This window comes from Micromonospora sp. NPDC050187 (genome assembly GCF_044459745.1).
GTDB lineage: Bacteria > Actinomycetota > Actinomycetes > Mycobacteriales > Micromonosporaceae > Micromonospora.
Genome location: NZ_JBITJH010000039.1, coordinates 26,737 through 42,825 on the forward strand (window position 1 = coordinate 26,737; position 16,089 = coordinate 42,825).

Annotated in this window: 15 protein-coding genes; 8 read left to right on the plus strand and 7 right to left on the minus strand. The window is 72.5% G+C overall.

The annotated features are described in order from the left end of the window. Positions 1-8 precede the first annotated feature (8 nt). The 3 genes from ACIBJE_RS30810 to ACIBJE_RS30820 are packed head-to-tail and all read left to right on the plus strand — an operon-like array spanning position 9 to position 3,278. Positions 9-1,331 carry an NAD(P)/FAD-dependent oxidoreductase gene (locus tag ACIBJE_RS30810; protein ID WP_396753790.1) on the plus strand — a complete coding sequence of 441 codons (1,323 nt, stop codon included), beginning with the start codon at positions 9-11 and terminating at the stop codon, positions 1,329-1,331. Beyond that, positions 1,328-2,332: an SDR family oxidoreductase gene (locus tag ACIBJE_RS30815; protein ID WP_396753791.1), complete on the plus strand. Its 1,005-nt coding sequence runs from the start codon at positions 1,328-1,330 to the stop codon at positions 2,330-2,332. Before ACIBJE_RS30810 ends, ACIBJE_RS30815 begins: the two co-directional genes overlap by 4 nt. After that, positions 2,325-3,278: an SDR family NAD(P)-dependent oxidoreductase gene (locus ACIBJE_RS30820; RefSeq protein WP_396753792.1), complete on the plus strand. Its 954-nt coding sequence runs from the start codon at positions 2,325-2,327 to the stop codon at positions 3,276-3,278. Before ACIBJE_RS30815 ends, ACIBJE_RS30820 begins: the two co-directional genes overlap by 8 nt. A gap of 72 nt (positions 3,279-3,350) precedes the next feature. Here the strand turns inward: ACIBJE_RS30820 and aspS are convergent, their stop codons facing one another. Next, positions 3,351-5,156 carry an aspartate--tRNA ligase gene (gene aspS / locus ACIBJE_RS30825; protein ID WP_396753793.1) on the minus strand — a complete coding sequence of 602 codons (1,806 nt, stop codon included), beginning with the start codon at positions 5,154-5,156 and terminating at the stop codon, positions 3,351-3,353. Between the two features lie 169 nt (positions 5,157-5,325). Here aspS and ACIBJE_RS30830 point away from each other — a divergent pair, with 169 nt between their 5' ends. Together ACIBJE_RS30830 and ACIBJE_RS30835 are read left to right on the plus strand one after the other, a co-directional pair. Then, on the plus strand, positions 5,326-5,913 hold the full coding sequence (locus tag ACIBJE_RS30830) for a DUF6892 domain-containing protein (RefSeq protein WP_396753794.1): 588 nt from the start codon (positions 5,326-5,328) through the stop codon (positions 5,911-5,913). A 95-nt stretch (positions 5,914-6,008) separates the two neighbouring features. Then, positions 6,009-6,599: a DUF998 domain-containing protein gene (locus ACIBJE_RS30835; RefSeq protein ID WP_396753795.1), complete on the plus strand. Its 591-nt coding sequence runs from the start codon at positions 6,009-6,011 to the stop codon at positions 6,597-6,599. Here the strand turns inward: ACIBJE_RS30835 and ACIBJE_RS30840 are convergent. The 3 genes from ACIBJE_RS30840 to ACIBJE_RS30850 form a co-directional block, all read right to left on the minus strand. Continuing rightward, positions 6,568-8,157 (minus strand): MFS transporter, encoded by a 1,590-nt coding sequence (locus tag ACIBJE_RS30840; RefSeq protein WP_396753796.1) that lies wholly within the window; start codon positions 8,155-8,157, stop codon positions 6,568-6,570. The genes ACIBJE_RS30835 and ACIBJE_RS30840 overlap by 32 nt on opposite strands. 119 nt (positions 8,158-8,276) lie before the next feature. After that, a complete protein-coding gene (locus ACIBJE_RS30845) occupies positions 8,277-9,329 on the minus strand; it encodes a S1 family peptidase (RefSeq protein WP_358037551.1) in 1,053 nt (350 codons plus the stop codon). Between the two features lie 212 nt (positions 9,330-9,541). Further along, positions 9,542-10,018 (minus strand): winged helix-turn-helix transcriptional regulator, encoded by a 477-nt coding sequence (locus ACIBJE_RS30850; RefSeq protein WP_396753797.1) that lies wholly within the window; start codon positions 10,016-10,018, stop codon positions 9,542-9,544. A gap of 56 nt (positions 10,019-10,074) precedes the next feature. Here ACIBJE_RS30850 and ACIBJE_RS30855 point away from each other — a divergent pair, with 56 nt between their 5' ends. Next, entirely contained in the window at positions 10,075-10,608 is a 534-nt protein-coding gene (locus tag ACIBJE_RS30855) for a PaaI family thioesterase (protein ID WP_396753798.1), read from the plus strand. 96 nt (positions 10,609-10,704) lie between these two features. Here the strand turns inward: ACIBJE_RS30855 and ACIBJE_RS30860 are convergent, their stop codons facing one another. The 3 genes from ACIBJE_RS30860 to ACIBJE_RS30870 form a co-directional block, all read right to left on the minus strand. Continuing rightward, positions 10,705-11,610: an acyl-ACP desaturase gene (locus ACIBJE_RS30860; RefSeq protein ID WP_396753804.1), complete on the minus strand. Its 906-nt coding sequence runs from the start codon at positions 11,608-11,610 to the stop codon at positions 10,705-10,707. A gap of 107 nt (positions 11,611-11,717) precedes the next feature. After that, positions 11,718-13,049 (minus strand): histidine--tRNA ligase, encoded by a 1,332-nt coding sequence (gene hisS / locus ACIBJE_RS30865; RefSeq protein ID WP_396753799.1) that lies wholly within the window; start codon positions 13,047-13,049, stop codon positions 11,718-11,720. Between the two features lie 71 nt (positions 13,050-13,120). Beyond that, positions 13,121-13,831, minus strand: coding sequence for an MBL fold metallo-hydrolase (locus tag ACIBJE_RS30870; protein ID WP_396753800.1), 711 nt, complete (start codon positions 13,829-13,831; stop codon positions 13,121-13,123). A 249-nt stretch (positions 13,832-14,080) separates the two neighbouring features. On the opposite strand from ACIBJE_RS30870, the gene ACIBJE_RS30875 reads away from it, so the two are divergent. Next, positions 14,081-14,968: a peptidylprolyl isomerase gene (locus ACIBJE_RS30875; RefSeq protein WP_396753801.1), complete on the plus strand. Its 888-nt coding sequence runs from the start codon at positions 14,081-14,083 to the stop codon at positions 14,966-14,968. Positions 14,969-15,026: 58 nt separating this feature from the next. After that, entirely contained in the window at positions 15,027-15,860 is an 834-nt protein-coding gene (locus tag ACIBJE_RS30880; protein WP_396753802.1) for a peptidylprolyl isomerase, read from the plus strand. Positions 15,861-16,089: the final 229 nt, after the last annotated feature.

Genomic DNA, 16,089 nt, shown 5'->3' on the forward strand with positions numbered 1-16,089 from the left:
GGAGTGCTGTGCCGAACTATCGACATGAGGTCTACTGGCAGACCACCGAGGCGGCCGAACCGCAGGACGCCCTGACCGGCGACGTCGACTGCGACGTCGCCGTCGTCGGTGCCGGATTCACCGGCATGTGGACCGCGTACTCACTGAAGAAGGCCCGACCGGAGCTTTCCATCCACCTGCTCGACGCGGGCATCGCCGGGGGCGCGGCCTCCGGCACCGCCGACGGCTTCGTCACCCCCACCCTCGGCAAGGACCTGGACCAGCTCATCCGGGTCTACGGGGAGGATGCGGCCGGCAAGGCGTCGGCGATCGTCGGCCGGTCCATTCTGGAGATCGGCCGGTTCTGCCGCCGGGAGAAGGTCGACGCCGAGTACGAGGCGAACGACTACCTGATGGTGGCGCTCAACGACGGACAGCTCGCCCGCCTGGAGCACGACCGGAAGCTCGCCCTCCGACTGGGCAGCGACACCAAGATCATGGACGCGGCGGAGGCTCGCGCCTACGTCGACTCCCCCGAGATCAAGGGCGCGGTCCGGGTCGGCGGGGCGCTGGTCAACCCGTTCAAGCTGGCCCGGGGGCTGGCCCGGACGCTGCGCGCGGCGGGCGTGACCATCCACGAGCGCACGCCCGTGCGCCGGGTCGACCCGGCGGCGACGCCGGGCGGGCCGCACACCGTGGTGACCGACACCGGGCTGGTCCGCGCGCCACAGGTGGTGCTGGCCACCAGCGCGTCGCAGTACACCTTCCCGGAGTTCCGGCGTTCGGTCCTGCCGATGTGGAGCTACGTGCTGATCAGCGAGCCGCTCACCGAGGAACAGCTCGGCCGGGTGCACTGGCCCGGACGCGAGGGGCTGGTCGAAGCCAAGACGTTCCTCCACTGCAGCCGGTTCACCGCCGACAACCGGCTGATGTGGGCCGGCGGGCGGGCGTACTACTACCCGCGCAGCCCGTTCGACCGCAGCCACCACGACAACGCGGCGATCTACCAGGAGCTGACCGAGTCGTTCGTCCGGTTCTTCCCGGCCTGGAAGGACGACGTGCGGTTCGAGTTCGCCTACGGCGGGGTCATCGACATCACCCGGGACATGATGCCGCACTTCGGGTCGCTGCGACCCGGCCTGCACTACGGGTACGGCTACTGCGGCAATGGCATCGCCGCCACCCACACCGGTGGGCGGATCCTGCGGGACCTGGTCCTCGGCGAGAAGACCGACTACTCGACGCTGGCCTTCGTCGACGCGCCCCGGCCGACCTTCCCGCCGGAGCCGATCAGTTTCGCCGGTTACCAGGTGTTGTCGCGGGTCTACGAGTGGAAGGACCGGCGCGGATGAGCCGGCCGAAGATGATCGTCCTCACCGGGGCCTCCGGGGTGGTCGGCCAGTCCATCATCCGTGAGCTGGGCGGTCGGCCGGTCCTGTGCCTGGTCAACTCCGGCAGCGTGGCCGGTCCCGGGGTGGAGATGCTGCGGGTCGACCTGTCCCGCCCGCGCCTCGGCCTCGACGACGACGGCTACGCCGACCTGGTCGCCCGGACCGGAGCGATCATCCACTCCGGCGGGCTGACCGACTGGGGGCAGCCGGCCGAGCGGTATCAGCGGACCAATGTGGACGGCACCCGCGAGGTGATCGAGCTGGCCCGCCGGGCCGACGCGGCGATCTACCACCAGAGCACCTCGTTCGTGCACGCGCTGGCCGAGTCCGCTCCGCTGCCGCTGAGCGAGAGGAACGTGGTCAACGCGTACGTCCGCTCGAAGCTCGCCGCCGAGGAACTGCTGCGGGCCTCCGGCGTGCCGTACGTCATCTTCCGGCCGACGAACCTCATCGGTGACGCGGCGACTGGGGTGACCTCGCGTGGGCAGATCGTGCAGCTCATGTCGGACTGGATCTGCCGGGGTCGGGCGAAGCTCTTCCCGGCGCACCCGGGCAACCTGGTGGACATCGTCCCGCAGGACACCCTCTCCCAGGCCACCATCGCCGCGATGGACTCCGGCGACCACGGCCGGGAGTACTGGGTGACCTACGGCAAGGAGGCGATGACCGTCGACGAGGCGGTGGAGATCTGTGTCGCGCACGCCGCCCGTCGGGGCCGGACCGTCACCCCGCCCCGGGTGGTGCACCCCGACGAGCTGACCGCGGCGGAGCTGGACGCCCTGCCGCCGATGTCCCGCCGGTACGTGGAGGTCCTCGCCGACGTCAGCGAGGTGACCGCGTGCGCGGGCGGGGCCCTCCCGTCCTCCCTGGACGAGCTGCGCAGCCGCTACGGCCTGCCGCACGTCTCCGACCGGGACGCCTACCGTCGAAGCCTCGAGTACTGGAGCGAGCAGGGTGCCTGAAGCAACCGAGCAGACGACCGACGACGGCCGGTGGGCGCCGCCGGCCCTGGCCGGCAGCGTCGCGGTGGTCACCGGCGGCAGCCGGGGGGTCGGCCGGGGCGTCGCCCTGGCCCTGGGTGACACCGGTGCGACGGTGTACGTCACCGGACGCAGCACCCGGTCCGAGGGAAGCACCGAGGGGCTTCCCGGCACCGTCGACGACACCGCCGACGAGGTGACCAGGCGGGGTGGTCGGGGCATCGCGGTGCGCTGCGACCACCACGACGACGCGCAGGTCGCCGCGCTGTTCGAACGGATCGCCAGCGAGCAGGACGGCCGGCTCGACCTGCTGGTCAACAACGCCTGGAGCGGCTACGAGCGCTCCGACGAGGCCCGCTTCGACGCCCCGTTCTGGCAGCAGCCGATGTGGCGGTACGACGCGTACGCTGCCTCGGTGCGGGCGCAGTTCACCGCCAGCCGGCACGCCGTCGGGCTGATGCTCCCCCGCGACTCCGGTCTGCTGGTCACGATCAGCTACACCGACGGGGACACCTACCTCGGGCAGGCGGCGTACGACATGTTCAAGGCCGCCTCCGACCGGCTGAGCCGGGCGATGGCCGGTGACCTGCGCAAAACCAAGATCACTTCAGTCGGGCTGCACCCCGGGTTCGTCCGCACCGAGCGGGTCGAGGCGGCCTGGTCGGCGCTGGGCAGCGGCCCGGCGGCGGTGGTCCACTCCGCCGAGTACGTGGGCCGGGCGATCGCCCACCTGCTCGCCGACCCGTCGGTGCGGGAGGAGTCCGGTCAGGTCCTCGCCTGCGGTGACCTCGCCGCGCGGTACGGCTTCTCCGACGTCGACGGTCGTCGCCCGCCGGCGTTCCGGCTGGAGGGCATGATGAGCCTGGCCACCCGGATGGAACGGCTCAACAAGGTCATCGCGGCCCAGAAGCGGTCCGCCGAGAGCTGACCGCCGACGCAGCCAGAAGAGCCGGGGTGGACGAGGTCCACCCCGGCTCTTCTGATCCGGCTCGGCGACGGATCAGGTCGGGTCGGCCACCGGGGCGGCCGGACCGGCGGTGCCGGTGTGCGCGACGGCCGGAGCCTTCGGCTTGGCGTCGATGCCGGCCTCGGTGCGCTGCTGCGCGGTGATCGGCGTCGGCGCCCCGGTCAGCGGGTCGAAGCCGCCCCGGGTCTTCGGGAAGGCGATCACCTCGCGGATCGAGTCCGCCCCGGCGAGCAGCATGCAGACCCGGTCCCAGCCGAACGCGATGCCGCCGTGCGGCGGCGGGCCGTACTTGAACGCCTCCAGCAGGAAGCCGAACTTGTCCTGCGCCTCCTCCGGGGTGATGCCGAGCAGGTCGAAGACCCGCCGCTGCACGTCGCCCCGGTGGATACGGACCGAACCGCCGCCGATCTCGTTGCCGTTGCAGACGATGTCGTAGGCGTACGCCAGGGCCCGGTCGGGGGCCTCCTCGAACCGGTCCACCCACTCGGAGTTCGGCGAGGTGAACGGGTGGTGCACCGCCGTCCAGCCGCCCTCGTCGGTGCGCTCGAACATCGGCGCGTCGACCACCCAGCAGAACGCCCAGGCGCTCTCGTCGATCAGTTTCGCCCGCTTGGCGATCTCCACCCGGGCCGCGCCGAGCAGTTCCTGCGCCTCGCGGGTGTTCGTGCCGGCGGCGAAGAAGACCGCGTCACCGGGCTTCGCGCCGACCGCGTCGGCCAGTCCGGCCAGGTGCTCGGCGGACAGGTTCTTCGCCACCGGACCGCGCGGCTCGCCGGTCTCGGCGTCGAGCACCACGTACGCCAGGCCCTTCGCGCCCCGCGCCTTGGCCCAGTCCTGCCAGCCGTCCAGCTCCTTGCGGCTCTGCGCCGCGCCACCGGGCATGACCACCGCGCCGACGTACCCGCCGGCGTCGATCGCGCCCGCGAAGACCCGGAACGCGGTGCCGCGCAGGTAGTCGGTCAGCTCGGTCAGCTCGACGCCGTAGCGCAGGTCGGGCTTGTCGGAGCCGTAGCGGGCCATCGCGTCGTGCCAGGTGATGCGCGGGATCGGCCGGGTGATCTCGTGGCCGGCGAGGTCCCGCCACAGCTCCGTGACGATCGCCTCGCCGAGGTCGATCACGTCGTCCTCGGTGACGAAGGACATCTCGATGTCGAGCTGGGTGAACTCGGGCTGCCGGTCGGCGCGGAAGTCCTCGTCCCGGTAGCAGCGGGCGATCTGGTAGTACCGCTCCATGCCGCCGACCATCAGCAGCTGCTTGAACAGCTGCGGCGACTGCGGCAGGGCGTACCAGCTACCGGGCTGGAGCCGGACCGGCACCAGGAAGTCCCGCGCGCCCTCGGGCGTCGACCGGGTCAGCGTCGGCGTCTCGATCTCCAGGAAGTCCCGCTCGTGCAGCACCTTCCGGGCCAGCTGGTTGGCCCGGGAGCGCAGCCGCATCGCGTACGCCGGGCCGCTGCGTCGCAGGTCCAGGTAGCGGTAGCGGAGCCGGACGTCGTCGCCCGCCTCGACCTGGTCGTCCACCGGCAGCGGCAGCGGCGCGGCCTCGGAGAGCACCTCCAACGCGCTGGCGGTCACCTCGATCTCGCCGGTCGGCAGCTCCGGGTTCTCGTTGCCCTCGGGGCGGCGGGTCACCTCGCCGGTGACCTTCACGCAGAACTCGTTGCGCAGCGCGTGCGCGTCCTCCTCGCGGAAGACCACCTGGACCACACCGGAACCGTCGCGCAGGTCGACGAAGATGACACCGCCGTGGTCGCGCCGGCGGGCGACCCACCCGGCGAGCGTCACCGTGGTGCCGGCGTCCGCCGCGCGCAGGCCGCCGGCGTCATGGGTACGGATCACGACTTGCGTCTCCTCATCTGCGGTCCAGCTTTACCCCTCGCATTGTGTCAGGGGTACCCGGTGCGGACCGGCACCGGGCGGCTCCCGGCCGGAAGGAGACGGGCGATCCGATCGACGACGACCCGCTCCAGGCCGGAAGCCATCCTCGTCGCGCGATACGGTCTAGATCATGACCATCGTCTTCGCCGACCGCGGCCTGCACCTCGGCGTCCTGAACGCCCTACTGACCGACGAGGTGATCGCCGCTGCCGACCTTCGCGCGATCATCGAGTCGACCGGCCCGGACGGCCCGGACGACGGCTATCCGGGCCCGGGCCCGCGCCTGGCGGCGTCGCTGGACCTCCTGCACGCCGTCGCGGTGCCGCCCGCCGCGGCTGCGGCGATCGATAACCTGGACTTCGACGGCGGTAACGACATCTACATGCTCGTCGAGCAGACCCTGGACATCGACACGGGCGGCGAGTCCGACGATTACAACGTGACGTCGCTGGAGGGCATCCACGCGCTGTCGGGCCTGCAGTCGTTGGATCTGGACGGCCACGGCTACCACCCGGCGCCGCTGGACCTGACCCCGCTGACCGGCCACCCGAACCTGTCGAAGCTGTTCCTGACCGGCGACTGCACCGGGGCGGAGGCGTTGGAGTCGCTGCCGGCGCTGCGCGACCTGGACGTCTCCCTGGCGCACCTCGACGACCCCGATGTCCTGACCCGCCTGGAGGCTCGCGGAGTGACGGTCCGCCACGGCAGGCGCCGTTGACCACACCGCAGCGGGGGCCGGTCGAGCGCGGCGGAGCAGCGGTACGGATCGGCCCCCGGAGGTAGCCGCCGCTCGGGTCCGGTACGGTCCGGCAGGTGCGCGTCGTACCCCGGTGGGTCCTGTTCTCCGCCACCGCCGCCCCGGTTCTCCTGGTCGGCGGCTGGACCCTCGGCGCGGCCCGCCAGCCCGGCGGTTTCGACCAGGTGGCCGGGACGATCAGCGCTCTCGCGGCGCTCGACGCCACCGACCGGTGGATCATGACCGTCGCACTGCTGGGGCTCGGAGCCTGCCACTGCGTGACTGCGGCGGGGCTGCGCCCGCTGCGCGCCACCGGCCGCCTGCTGCTCGCGCTCGGCGGGGTCGCCACGGTCGCCGTGGCCGCCTTCCCGCTACCGGCCGAACACGGCTCCTCCGCCGCGCACGGGATCGCCGCCGCGGTCGCCTTCGGCGCGCTGGCCCTCTGGCCGGCCCTGGCCGTCCCGCGACGGTGGGGAACGGGCGCGGCCGGAGTGCTGCTGGTGCTCGTCGGGTGGTTCGTGGTGGAGCTGGTCACCGGCGGCCCGCGCATCGGGCTGGCCGAACGGGTGGCCGCCGGCGCGGAGGCGCTCGTTCCGCTGCTGGTCGCGCTGACGCTGCGGTACGGCGGCGCCCCGGTCAGTCCGGAACGGCCGGGAGCAGGTGGGTGACCTCTGGGTCACCGTCGACGAGGGCCCGCGCGCGTTCCTCGGCCGCCCGGTCGGCGCCGGTGAGTCGTCCGGTGTGCTGGCGCAGGTGCTCCTCCCAGGACGGGACCTGGTAGACCTCGACGAACCTGTGCTCCCGTTCACCGGCCCGGAACAGTCCCCAGCGGATCGCCCCGGTACGCCGCCGCGACCGCCCCACCGCCCGCATCGCCTCGACGAACGCCTCCTGCCGCTCCGGCGGCACGGTGTACGCGACCGTCACCAGCACCGGGCCGGTACGCGGATGCGCGGCCAGCGTCAGGTGCGGCTCCGGCCAGTAGACCGCCGGTTCACGGTTCACGCCCCGCGTGTCCCGCAACGGCCAGAGCAGCACGCTCGACGCGCACACCGCCATCGCCACGCCGGCCGTCACCAGCGCGGCCTCCAGTCCGGCCAGCGCGCCGAGGGCGCCCCAGGCGAGCGCGCCGAGCGCCTGCCCACCGGCGAAGACCATCTGGTAGATGGACAGCCCCCGGGCGCGCACCCAACCGGGCAGGAAGAGCTGCATCGCCGCGTTGACGCTGGACATCACGGTCATCCAGGCCAGCCCGGCGGGGACCAGCGCCACGGTGACCGGCAGCGCCCGGGGCACCAGGGCGAGCACCAGCAGCGTGCCGCCGAAGATCAGCCCGGCGGCGAGCAGGAGCTGGCTGTCGGAGAGCAGGCGCCGCAGCCGGGGCAGGACGACCGCGCCGGCCACCGCGCCCAGGCCGAGGGCGGCGAGCAGGACGCCGTACCCGCTGGAGCCCAGGGCGAGCCGACGGCTGGCGACCAGCGGCAGCAGCGCCCACAGCGCGCTGCCCGGCACCACGAAGAGGGCGGCGCGTAGCAGGATCCGGCGGACCACCGGGGAGTGCCGGACGTAGCGGCCACCGGCGCGCAGCGCGGCGGTGAACCGCTCCGGCATCGGGTCGCCCCCGGGGTGTTCCGGCCGCCACCTCAGCAGGGCCACCGCGAAGACCGCGAAGGAGAGGGCGTTCAGACCGAAGACCACCGCGACGCCGGCCTGCGCGACCAGCACCCCGGCGACCGCGGGTCCGACGGCGCGGGCCAGGTTGACGCTGATCGAGCCGAGCGCGGAGGCCGAGACGAGCTGTTCCCGGGGCACCAGTTCGGGGATGACCGCCTGCCAGGCGGGCAGGGTCAGCGCCTGTCCGACGCCGATGGCGAAGGTGAGGGTGAGCAGCAGCGCCGGTGGCATCCGGCCGGCGGCGGTCAGCCCGGTGAGCAGGACGCCCGTAGCGGCCAGGAAGCACTGGACGGCGATGAGCAGTCGGCGGCGGTCGAAGGTGTCGGCCAGCGCGCCGGCCGGCAGTGCGAGCAGGAGCACCGGCAGCATGCTCGCGGTCTGCACCAGGGCCACCAGGGTGGCCGCCCCGGGCTGGTCGACCAGGAGCCACTGCGCCCCGACGGTCTGCATCCAGGTGCCGACGTTGCTGGCCAGCACGGCGAGCCAGAGGCTACGGAAGGCGGCCAGCCGCAGCGGGGCCCAGGCCGACGTGCTCGGTGCGGAGACGCTCACCGGCCGGACGGTACCCCGTCGGCGACCAGGCAATCCCGGTGTCCCGGAACGCGGGAGCGGGCCGTCGGTCGCCCGACGGCCCGCTCGCGGTCCGCACTACCGGATCGTCCGGGTGAGGATCAGATGATGCTGACCCCGTAGACGCTCAGCGCCTCGGTGACCGGCTGGAAGAAGGTGGTGCCACCGAGGCGGCAGTTGCCGCTGCCGCCGGAGGTCAGGCCCAGGGCGGTGCCGCCGCTGAACAGCGAGCCACCACTGTCGCCCGGCTCGGCGCAGATGTTGGTACGGATCAGGCCGGTGACCCGGCCCTCGGCGTAGTTGACCGTGGCGTTGAGCGCGGTCACCGAGCCGCTGCGCAGACCGGTGGTGCTGCCGGAACGCTGCGCCGACTGGCCGACGGTCGCGTTGGCGGCGCCGGTGATGTCGCGGAAGGTGCCGTTGTAGAGCGAGACGTCGCCGGCCGCGTTGCCGCTGTTGCTGTGCCGGACGATGCCGTAGTCGTTGCCCGGGAAGCTGGTGCCGGTACGCGAGCCGAGCAGGCTGGTCTGCGCGGAGTTGCTGTACCAGCTCGCCGAGATGTTGGTGCAGTGACCGGCGGTCAGGAAGTAGTAGGTGGTGCCGCTGCGGACGTTGAAGCCCAGCGAGCAGCGACCGCCGCCACCGGCGTAGATGGCCTGGCCGCCGGAGATCCGGGTGCTGTAGACGCCGGCCTCGGCCTCGACCCGCACCGTGCCGCCGAGCTTGGCGGTGACGGCCTCGACCTTCGCCAGCTTCGCGCCGGTGACGGTGCTGTCGACGGAGACGACGACCTGGTTGCTGACCGGGTCGGTCCACCAGGCGGTGCCCGGGATGCTGATGGAGCGGTCCAGTACGGCGGTGGCCTGCCGGAGTTCGGCGGCACCGCGCTTGACGATCTTCGGGGTGGCACCGGCGGCGGTGACCTGGCGGGCGGCCGAGGCGTCGGTGACGGTGACGACCATCTTGCCGGCAGCGTCGAGGTAGGCACCGGCGGAACGGTCACCGAGGCGCTCGGCCAGGCTGGTGGCGGCCTCGGGGGAGGCAGGCGAGACGGGGGCGGCCTGGGCGGGCGCGCCGAGGAGCGAGCCGGCGACCATGGTGCCGGCCACGGCGACGGTGGCGGCGCGGCGGAGCGTTGACCTCGTGGGTCGCATGAACATCCTCCAAAGAGAGGCGGGGGCACGCCGTTCGGCGCTGCCCGGGAGCACCGGACCGACCTGGGGGGAGCCGATCGGATGAGCTGAAGTATTCACATATCTAAGTTCATCTGCAAGCGCTTGCCACCGATCGACTGGGTCATAACACGGCAACATTGTCGACAGAGAAGAAGATCTATACACTCTGGTCGCAGCCGCCGGCCTGGCCCTCAGTCGGCACGGCGGCGCGCTCCCGGGCCGGGCCTCGGCACCACATCGCGCGGCTCGCTCACCTCGTGGCCGGCCGCGCACCGAAGCGCCACCCGCACGGGCTCGTCGCAGTCACGGTGCCGGACGCTCAACGGGGAGCCCTCCGGGTCGGCCAGGTAGCGGTCCCCCCAGGCGAGCACCGCCACCAGCACCGGCCACAGGTCGAGGCCCATCCGGGTCAGGCGGTACTCGTGCCGCACCCGGGCGCCGGGCTCCCGGTACGGCTCACGGCGCAGCACCCCTCGCTCCACCAGGACCGCCAGCCGGTTGGTGAGCACCTGCCGGGGGATGCCGGTGCGCACCCGCATGTCGTCGAAGCGGCGCACGCCGTTGAACACCTCGCGCAGGACCACCAGGGTCCACCGTTCGCCCAGGATCGCCATCGCCCGGCCGATGGTGCAGTTCTCCACCGACCAGTCCAGTGCCTCGGGTTTCATGCCGACCAGGCTAGGTCTCGTTGACAGACGCAGCAACGCGCTGCGAGGCTGGGTCCGTGACACAGACCCAGGACTCGACACGCAGCCGCACCTTCTCCTGGTCGGACCCGACCGTCGGCGTCGACCACCTCGGACGACGCGGCGGGCTGGAACTGATCCGGGCGATGATCGGCGGTGAGCTGGCCCCGCCGCCGGTGATGCAGCTGATGGACATGGCCCGGATGGAGGCCGAGGAGGGGTGGGTGGCCGTCGAGCTGGTCCCCCAGGAGTTCCACTACAATCCGCTCGGCACCGTACACGGCGGGGTCATCTCGACGCTGCTCGACACCGCCGCCGCGTGCGCCGTGCACACCACCCTGCCGGCCGGGGTCGGCTACACCTCACTCGACCTGAACGCGAGGTTCCTCCGCCCGGCCACGGTCGACTCCGGCCTGCTGCGCTGTGAGGGCACCGTGCTGCAACGCGGCCGCCGCACCGCCCTGGCCGAGGCCCGCCTGACCGACAGGCGGGGACGCCTGGTCGCCCACGCCACCTCCACCTGCCTCCTGTTCGACCTGCCCGGCGCGCCGGCCGTCCCGCCGCCGGCCTGACCGGCCACCGCCGCGCCGTTGCCCGTTCCCGGCCACCCGAGGCGCCGGGACGACCGGTGGCGAGCAACGGCACGCGGCGGGGCGGGAGACGGCGGGTCAGGAGGTGGCGGCGATCCGGGCGGCGCGGGCCGCGCGGCGCTCCTCGAACCGGGACGCCTGCCGCTCCAGCGTGTCCAGTTGGGCGGCGATCTCCTCGCGGGCGACCTCGCCGTCGGCGTCGAGCCCGGAGAGGTTGAACACGTCCCACTGCCGCAGCACCGGGACCACCACGTCGTCGCGGTGCTGACGCAGGTCGTAGATGCCGGCCAGGGCGATCGCCACCGACTTGCGGGCGAAGCCGTCGATGCCGGCGCCGGGCATCTGGAAGTCGGCCAGCACGTCGGCCACCGCGCGCATCGCCTGCCCCGGGGCCAGCTCGAAGGACGCGGCGAGCAGGTTGCGGTAGAAGACCATGTGCAGGTTCTCGTCGGCGGCGACCTTGGCCAGCAGCGCCTCGCACCTCGGGTCGCCGGTCACCTTCCCCGTGTTGCGGTGCGAGATCCGGGTCGCCAGCTCCTGGAACGACACGTACGCCAGGGTGTGCAGCACCTCGTCGTCGTGGTTGTTGGAGTAGCCCTCCGTCATGTGCGTCATCCGGGCCCGTTCCAGGGCCACCGGGTCGACCGCCCGGGTCACCGTCAGGTAGTCCCGGATGGCGGTGCCGTGCCGGCCCTCCTCGGCGGTCCAGCGACCCACCCAGGTGCCCCAGGCCCCGTCCGGGCCGAACAGGGTGGCGATCTGGTGGTGGTACGAGGGGAGGTTGTCCTCGGTGAGCAGGTTGACGATCAGCGCGGTCCGCGCCACCTCGGGCAGCTTCGAGTCCGTCTCCGACCAGGCGTCGCCACCCAGCGGCCCGTCGAAGGTACGCCCCTCGCTCCACGGCACGTACTCGTGCGGGAACCACTCCTTCGCCACGGTGAGGTGGCGGTTCAGGTTCTTCTCGACGACGGGCTCGAGTTCCATGAGCAGGGCGGTCTGGCTGAGAGCAGCGCTGGCAGTCACAAGTTCTCCCTACGATGGCGTAACCTACGCCACCGTAGGGACTTTATCGCGTACGCGCCAGTAACGTCCTAGCTGACCAGCGGCTTCAGGTCGGTCCGTGGCGGGGTCCACTCCCCCGCGTCGGCGGTCGCCTGCTCGCCCGAGCGGATGTCCTTGACCTCGTCCGGGGCCCCGTCGACCCCCGGGAACCAGACGTACGGGATGCCGCGCCGCTCGGCGTACCGGATCTGCTTGCCGAACTTGGCGGCGGTCGGCGACACCTCGCACGGGATGCCGCGACCGCGCAGCGCCTGGGCGATCCGGTCGGTCTCCGTCCGCCGTTCCTCGGTCGGCACGGCCACCAGCACGCAGGTCGGCACGCTCCGCGAGACGGTGAGCCGGTCCGCGCCGAAGAGCAGGCCGAGCAGCCGGCTCACCCCGATCGAGATGCCCACCCCGGGGAACCGGGTCGTGCCGGAGGCGGCCAGGTTGTCGTACCGGCCGCCGGAGCAGATCGAGCCGAACCGCTCGAAGCCCTCCAACTGGGTCTCGTAGACGGTGCCGGTGTAGTAGTCCAGCCCCCGGGCGATCCGCAGGTCGGCCACGCAGAGACCGGGCGCGTGCGCCGCTGCGGTCTCCACCACCCGGGTGAGCTCCTCGATTCCCTCGTCGAGCAGCGGGTGGGACACCCCGAGGGCGCGGACCTCGGCCGCGAACGCGGCGTCCGGAGCGGAGATCTGCGCCAGGGCCAGGCACGCCTTGGCCTGCGCCTCGTTCGCCCCGGCGCTGGCGACCAGCAGTTCGGCCACCCGGTCCGGCCCGATCTTGTCGAGCTTGTCCACCGCCCGCAACGCCGCCTCCGGGTCGGTCAGGCCGAGCCCCCGGTAGAAGCCCTCGCAGACCTTACGGTTGTTGACCTGGATCCGCACCGGCGGGATCGGCAGGCCGCGCAGCGCGTCCCCGATCACCAGCGGCATCTCCGCCTCGTGGTGCGCGGCGAGAGTGTCCCGGTCGACGATGTCGATGTCGGCCTGGAGGAACTCCCGGTAACGCCCCTCCTGCGGGCGCTCGCCCCGCCACACCTTCTGGATCTGGTAACGGCGGAAGGGGAACTGGAGCTTGCCGGCGTTCTCCAGCACGTAGCGGGCGAACGGCACGGTCAGGTCGAAGTGCAGGCCGAGGGTGTCCTCGGCGGCGGGGGCGGCACCCTCGTCCTCGTGCAGCCGCCGGATCACGTAGACCTCCTTGGAGGTCTCCCCCTTGCGCAGCAACTGGTCCAGCGGCTCGACCGCGCGGGTCTCCAGCGGGGCGAAGCCGTACAGCTCGAAGGTGTCGCGGAGCCGGTCGAGGACGTACTGCTCGATCATGCGCTGCGACGGCGTCCACTCCGGGAAGCCGGAGATGGGCGTGGGCTTGCTCATGGATGCTCCTTGAACTCCCGCGCGTCGGGCGGGATGACGTGGATCGCCCGCGCGCCGCGCGGGTGCGGGAACTACCAGCCCCGGGTGGGGGCGGCCGGGCTCGCGCCGCCGGCCTCGACGAGGTACGGGTTGCTCGTGCGCTCGCGACCGATGGTGGTCGCGGGACCGTGGCCGGGCAGGACGACGGTGTCGTCGGCCAGCGGGAGGATCTTCTCCCGGAGGCTGGTCACCATCGCGGGCATGCTGCCGCCCGGCAGGTCGGTGCGGCCGATCGAGCCGGCGAAGAGCACGTCACCGGAGAGGCAGATCTGCTCGGCCTCCCAGGGCGAGCCGGCGCCGGGCATCCGGAACAGCACCGACCCGCCGGTATGGCCCGGGGCGTGGTCGACGGTGATCTCCAACCCGGCGAGGGCGAGGGTCGCGCCGTCGGTCAGCTCGGCGACGTCCTCCGGCTCGGTGTACGGCAGGCGACCGCCGAAGAGCTGGCGCAGGTCCATCGAGAGGCCCTTGGCAGGATCGGCGAGCAGTTCCCGGTCGTCGGGGTGGACGTACGCGGTGATGCCGCGCGCACCGCAGACCGGGGCGACCGAGAAGGTGTGATCGAGATGACCATGGGTCAGCAGCACGGCGGCCGGGTGCAGGCGGTGCTCGGCGAGCAGCGCGTCGAGGCGGTCGAGCACACCGATGCCCGGGTCGACCACCACGCACTGCTCCCCCGGAGCGGTGGCGACCACGTAGCAGTTGGTGCCGAAGGCGTCCGCGGGAAAGCCGGCCACGAGCACGTCCGCTCCCCTTTCGCGTCGATGCGTACCCGGTCAGCAGCCTAACCGGACGGGCCGCCGCGGCCACCCCGGGTGGGCATGGCCGTACGGCCAGTGAAAGCTGACGATAGAACCCTTACCCGACCTGGTACACCACATTCCCAGTCGCTACCCGTACACTCTGGCGGGCGTGTGGCGTGGCGCACTTGCGCCCGGCGGTGCCCGATGCCCGTCCGCCATGACGACCAGGGTAGAGGAAGGGGAGCACGGGTGGCTTCCAGCAGGGACCGGCAGCGCAAACTCGCACGGGAGAAGCTCGACCGGCAGATGGCCCGTCGAGCCGCCCGCGTCAAGCGCCGCCGTCAGATCCAGGCGGGTGTCGGCGCCGGGGTGGTGCTCGCCCTCGTCGTGGTCGGTTCGGTCTGGGCGCTCGGCGGCTTCGACCGGGATCCGGAGGAGAACCGGGCCGAGCCGGACGTCTGTGCCTGGACGCCGCAGAACGCCGAGGGCAACGCCGACCTCAAGGACGTCGGCACCCCGCCCACCAAGGGCCTGCCCACCTCCGGTGTCCGCCCGATGACGGTCACCACCAACCAGGGTGCGCCGATCACCGTCGAGCTGGACCTGGCCGGCGCGCCGTGCGCCGCCGCGAGCATCGCCCACCTGGCGGGCCGCTCGTTCTACGACAACACCACGTGCCACGAGATCACCACCGAGGGGGCGCTGCGCTGCGGCGACCCGAGTGGCAGCGGCCTCGGCGGTCCGACCTACTCGTTCTACGACGAGAACGTCCCCGCCGCACCGTCGCCGAGCCCGGCCGCGGACCAGCCCCCGGCGTACCCGAAGGGCACCGTGGCGATGCTCGCCAGCCCGCCCGGCGCCAACAGCAGCCAGTTCCTGATCTTCTTCAAGGACTTCGACCCGGCGGAGCCGGCGTACTCGGTCATCGGGAAGGTCACCGGTGGGCTCGACGTGGTGGAGAAGGTCGGCGCCCTGGAGACCGTGGACAATGGTTCAGGGGCGAAGGTCAAGCCGAAGACCGACGTGGTGATCCAGAGCCTGACCGTCGGTGAGCCGGCAACGACGCCGGCGGTGACGCCGGCCCCCGCTCCGAGCAGCCCGGCCGCTGCGCCGTCGGCGACTCCGAGCGCCGGCTGACCGCCGGCCCACACCACATCTGCGGCAACTGACCGCCGAGACACGACGAGGAGTGACCGTGACGTCCACCAGAGAGCGGCAGCGCGCGGCGGCGCGGGCCCGACTCGAGCGGGAGATGGCCGAACGCGCGGCCAAGGCCCGTAAGCGCCGGCAGATGCAGGCGATCGTCGGGGCGGGGGCGGCCCTGCTGCTCGTGGTCGCCGGCACGGTGTGGCTCGTGGCGAGCCTGGGTGACGACGAGACCGACACGACCGCCACGCCCTCCGGCACCGCGCTCTGCGTCTGGAACGAGGCGCCGCCCGAGCAGCGGTCGCCGCAGACCAAGGACGTCGGCCTGCCCGGCACGCAGCAGCCGAACGTCGGCACCCAGACCATGACGATCGACACCAACCTGGGGCCGATCACCGCCAAGGTCAACCTTGCCGAGACGCCCTGCACGGCAGCCAGCTTCACCCACCTGGCCAGCAAGAACTTCTTCGACAACAGCAAGTGCCACCGGCTGGTGACCGAGGGGCTCAAGGTGTTGCAGTGCGGTGACCCGAGCGCCACCGGCAAGGGCTGGCGGGAGACCGACGGCACCGGCGGCCCGCACTACCGGTTCGCCGAGGAGAACCTGCCCACCGACGAGCGTCCGCCGTACCCGGAGGGCGTCATCGCGATGGCCAAGTCCGCCGAGCCGGGAAGCACGGGCAGCCAGTTCTTCATCGTGTACGGCGACTCGCAGCTGAGCCCGGACTACACCGTGCTCGGCACGATCACCGCAGGCATGGACATCGTCAAGCAGGTCGGCGCGGCTGGGCACGACAACGCCTTCGGCCAGCAGGCCGGTGGGGGCCACCCGAAGAAGGAGGTCGTCATCAAGAAGCTGACCATGAGCGAGATCCAGAGCTGACCCACCCGCTCCACCGAACGCCCGCCGGCCCGCCCGGCGGGCGTTCGCCTTTCCTCAGCCGGTTCCCCGCTCCGGCCAGGGTCTTACAGCCCCGTGACGACGGCCGCCGGGGGCGGGGGGGGGGGGGCCCCCCCCCCCCCCGCGGCCCGGGGGGCGGCGGGCGGCGGCGGGCGCGGGTGGGGGGGGGGCCCCCCCGGAGCCCCCCACCCCCGGACAACCCCCAGCCCAC

Bases quoted from the DNA above. Each gene is read 5' to 3' on its own strand.
- ACIBJE_RS30845 (WP_358037551.1), bottom strand. From the start codon at position 9,329: ATGCGACCCACGAGGTCAACGCTCCGCCGCGCCGCCACCGTCGCCGTG.
- ACIBJE_RS30815 (WP_396753791.1), top strand. From the start codon at position 1,328: ATGAGCCGGCCGAAGATGATCGTCCTCACCGGGGCCTCCGGGGTGGTC.
- ACIBJE_RS30860 (WP_396753804.1), bottom strand. From the start codon at position 11,610: ATGGAACTCGAGCCCGTCGTCGAGAAGAACCTGAACCGCCACCTCACC.
- ACIBJE_RS30850 (WP_396753797.1), bottom strand. From the start codon at position 10,018: ATGAAACCCGAGGCACTGGACTGGTCGGTGGAGAACTGCACCATCGGC.
- ACIBJE_RS30830 (WP_396753794.1), top strand. From the start codon at position 5,326: ATGACCATCGTCTTCGCCGACCGCGGCCTGCACCTCGGCGTCCTGAAC.
- hisS (WP_396753799.1), bottom strand. From the start codon at position 13,049: ATGAGCAAGCCCACGCCCATCTCCGGCTTCCCGGAGTGGACGCCGTCG.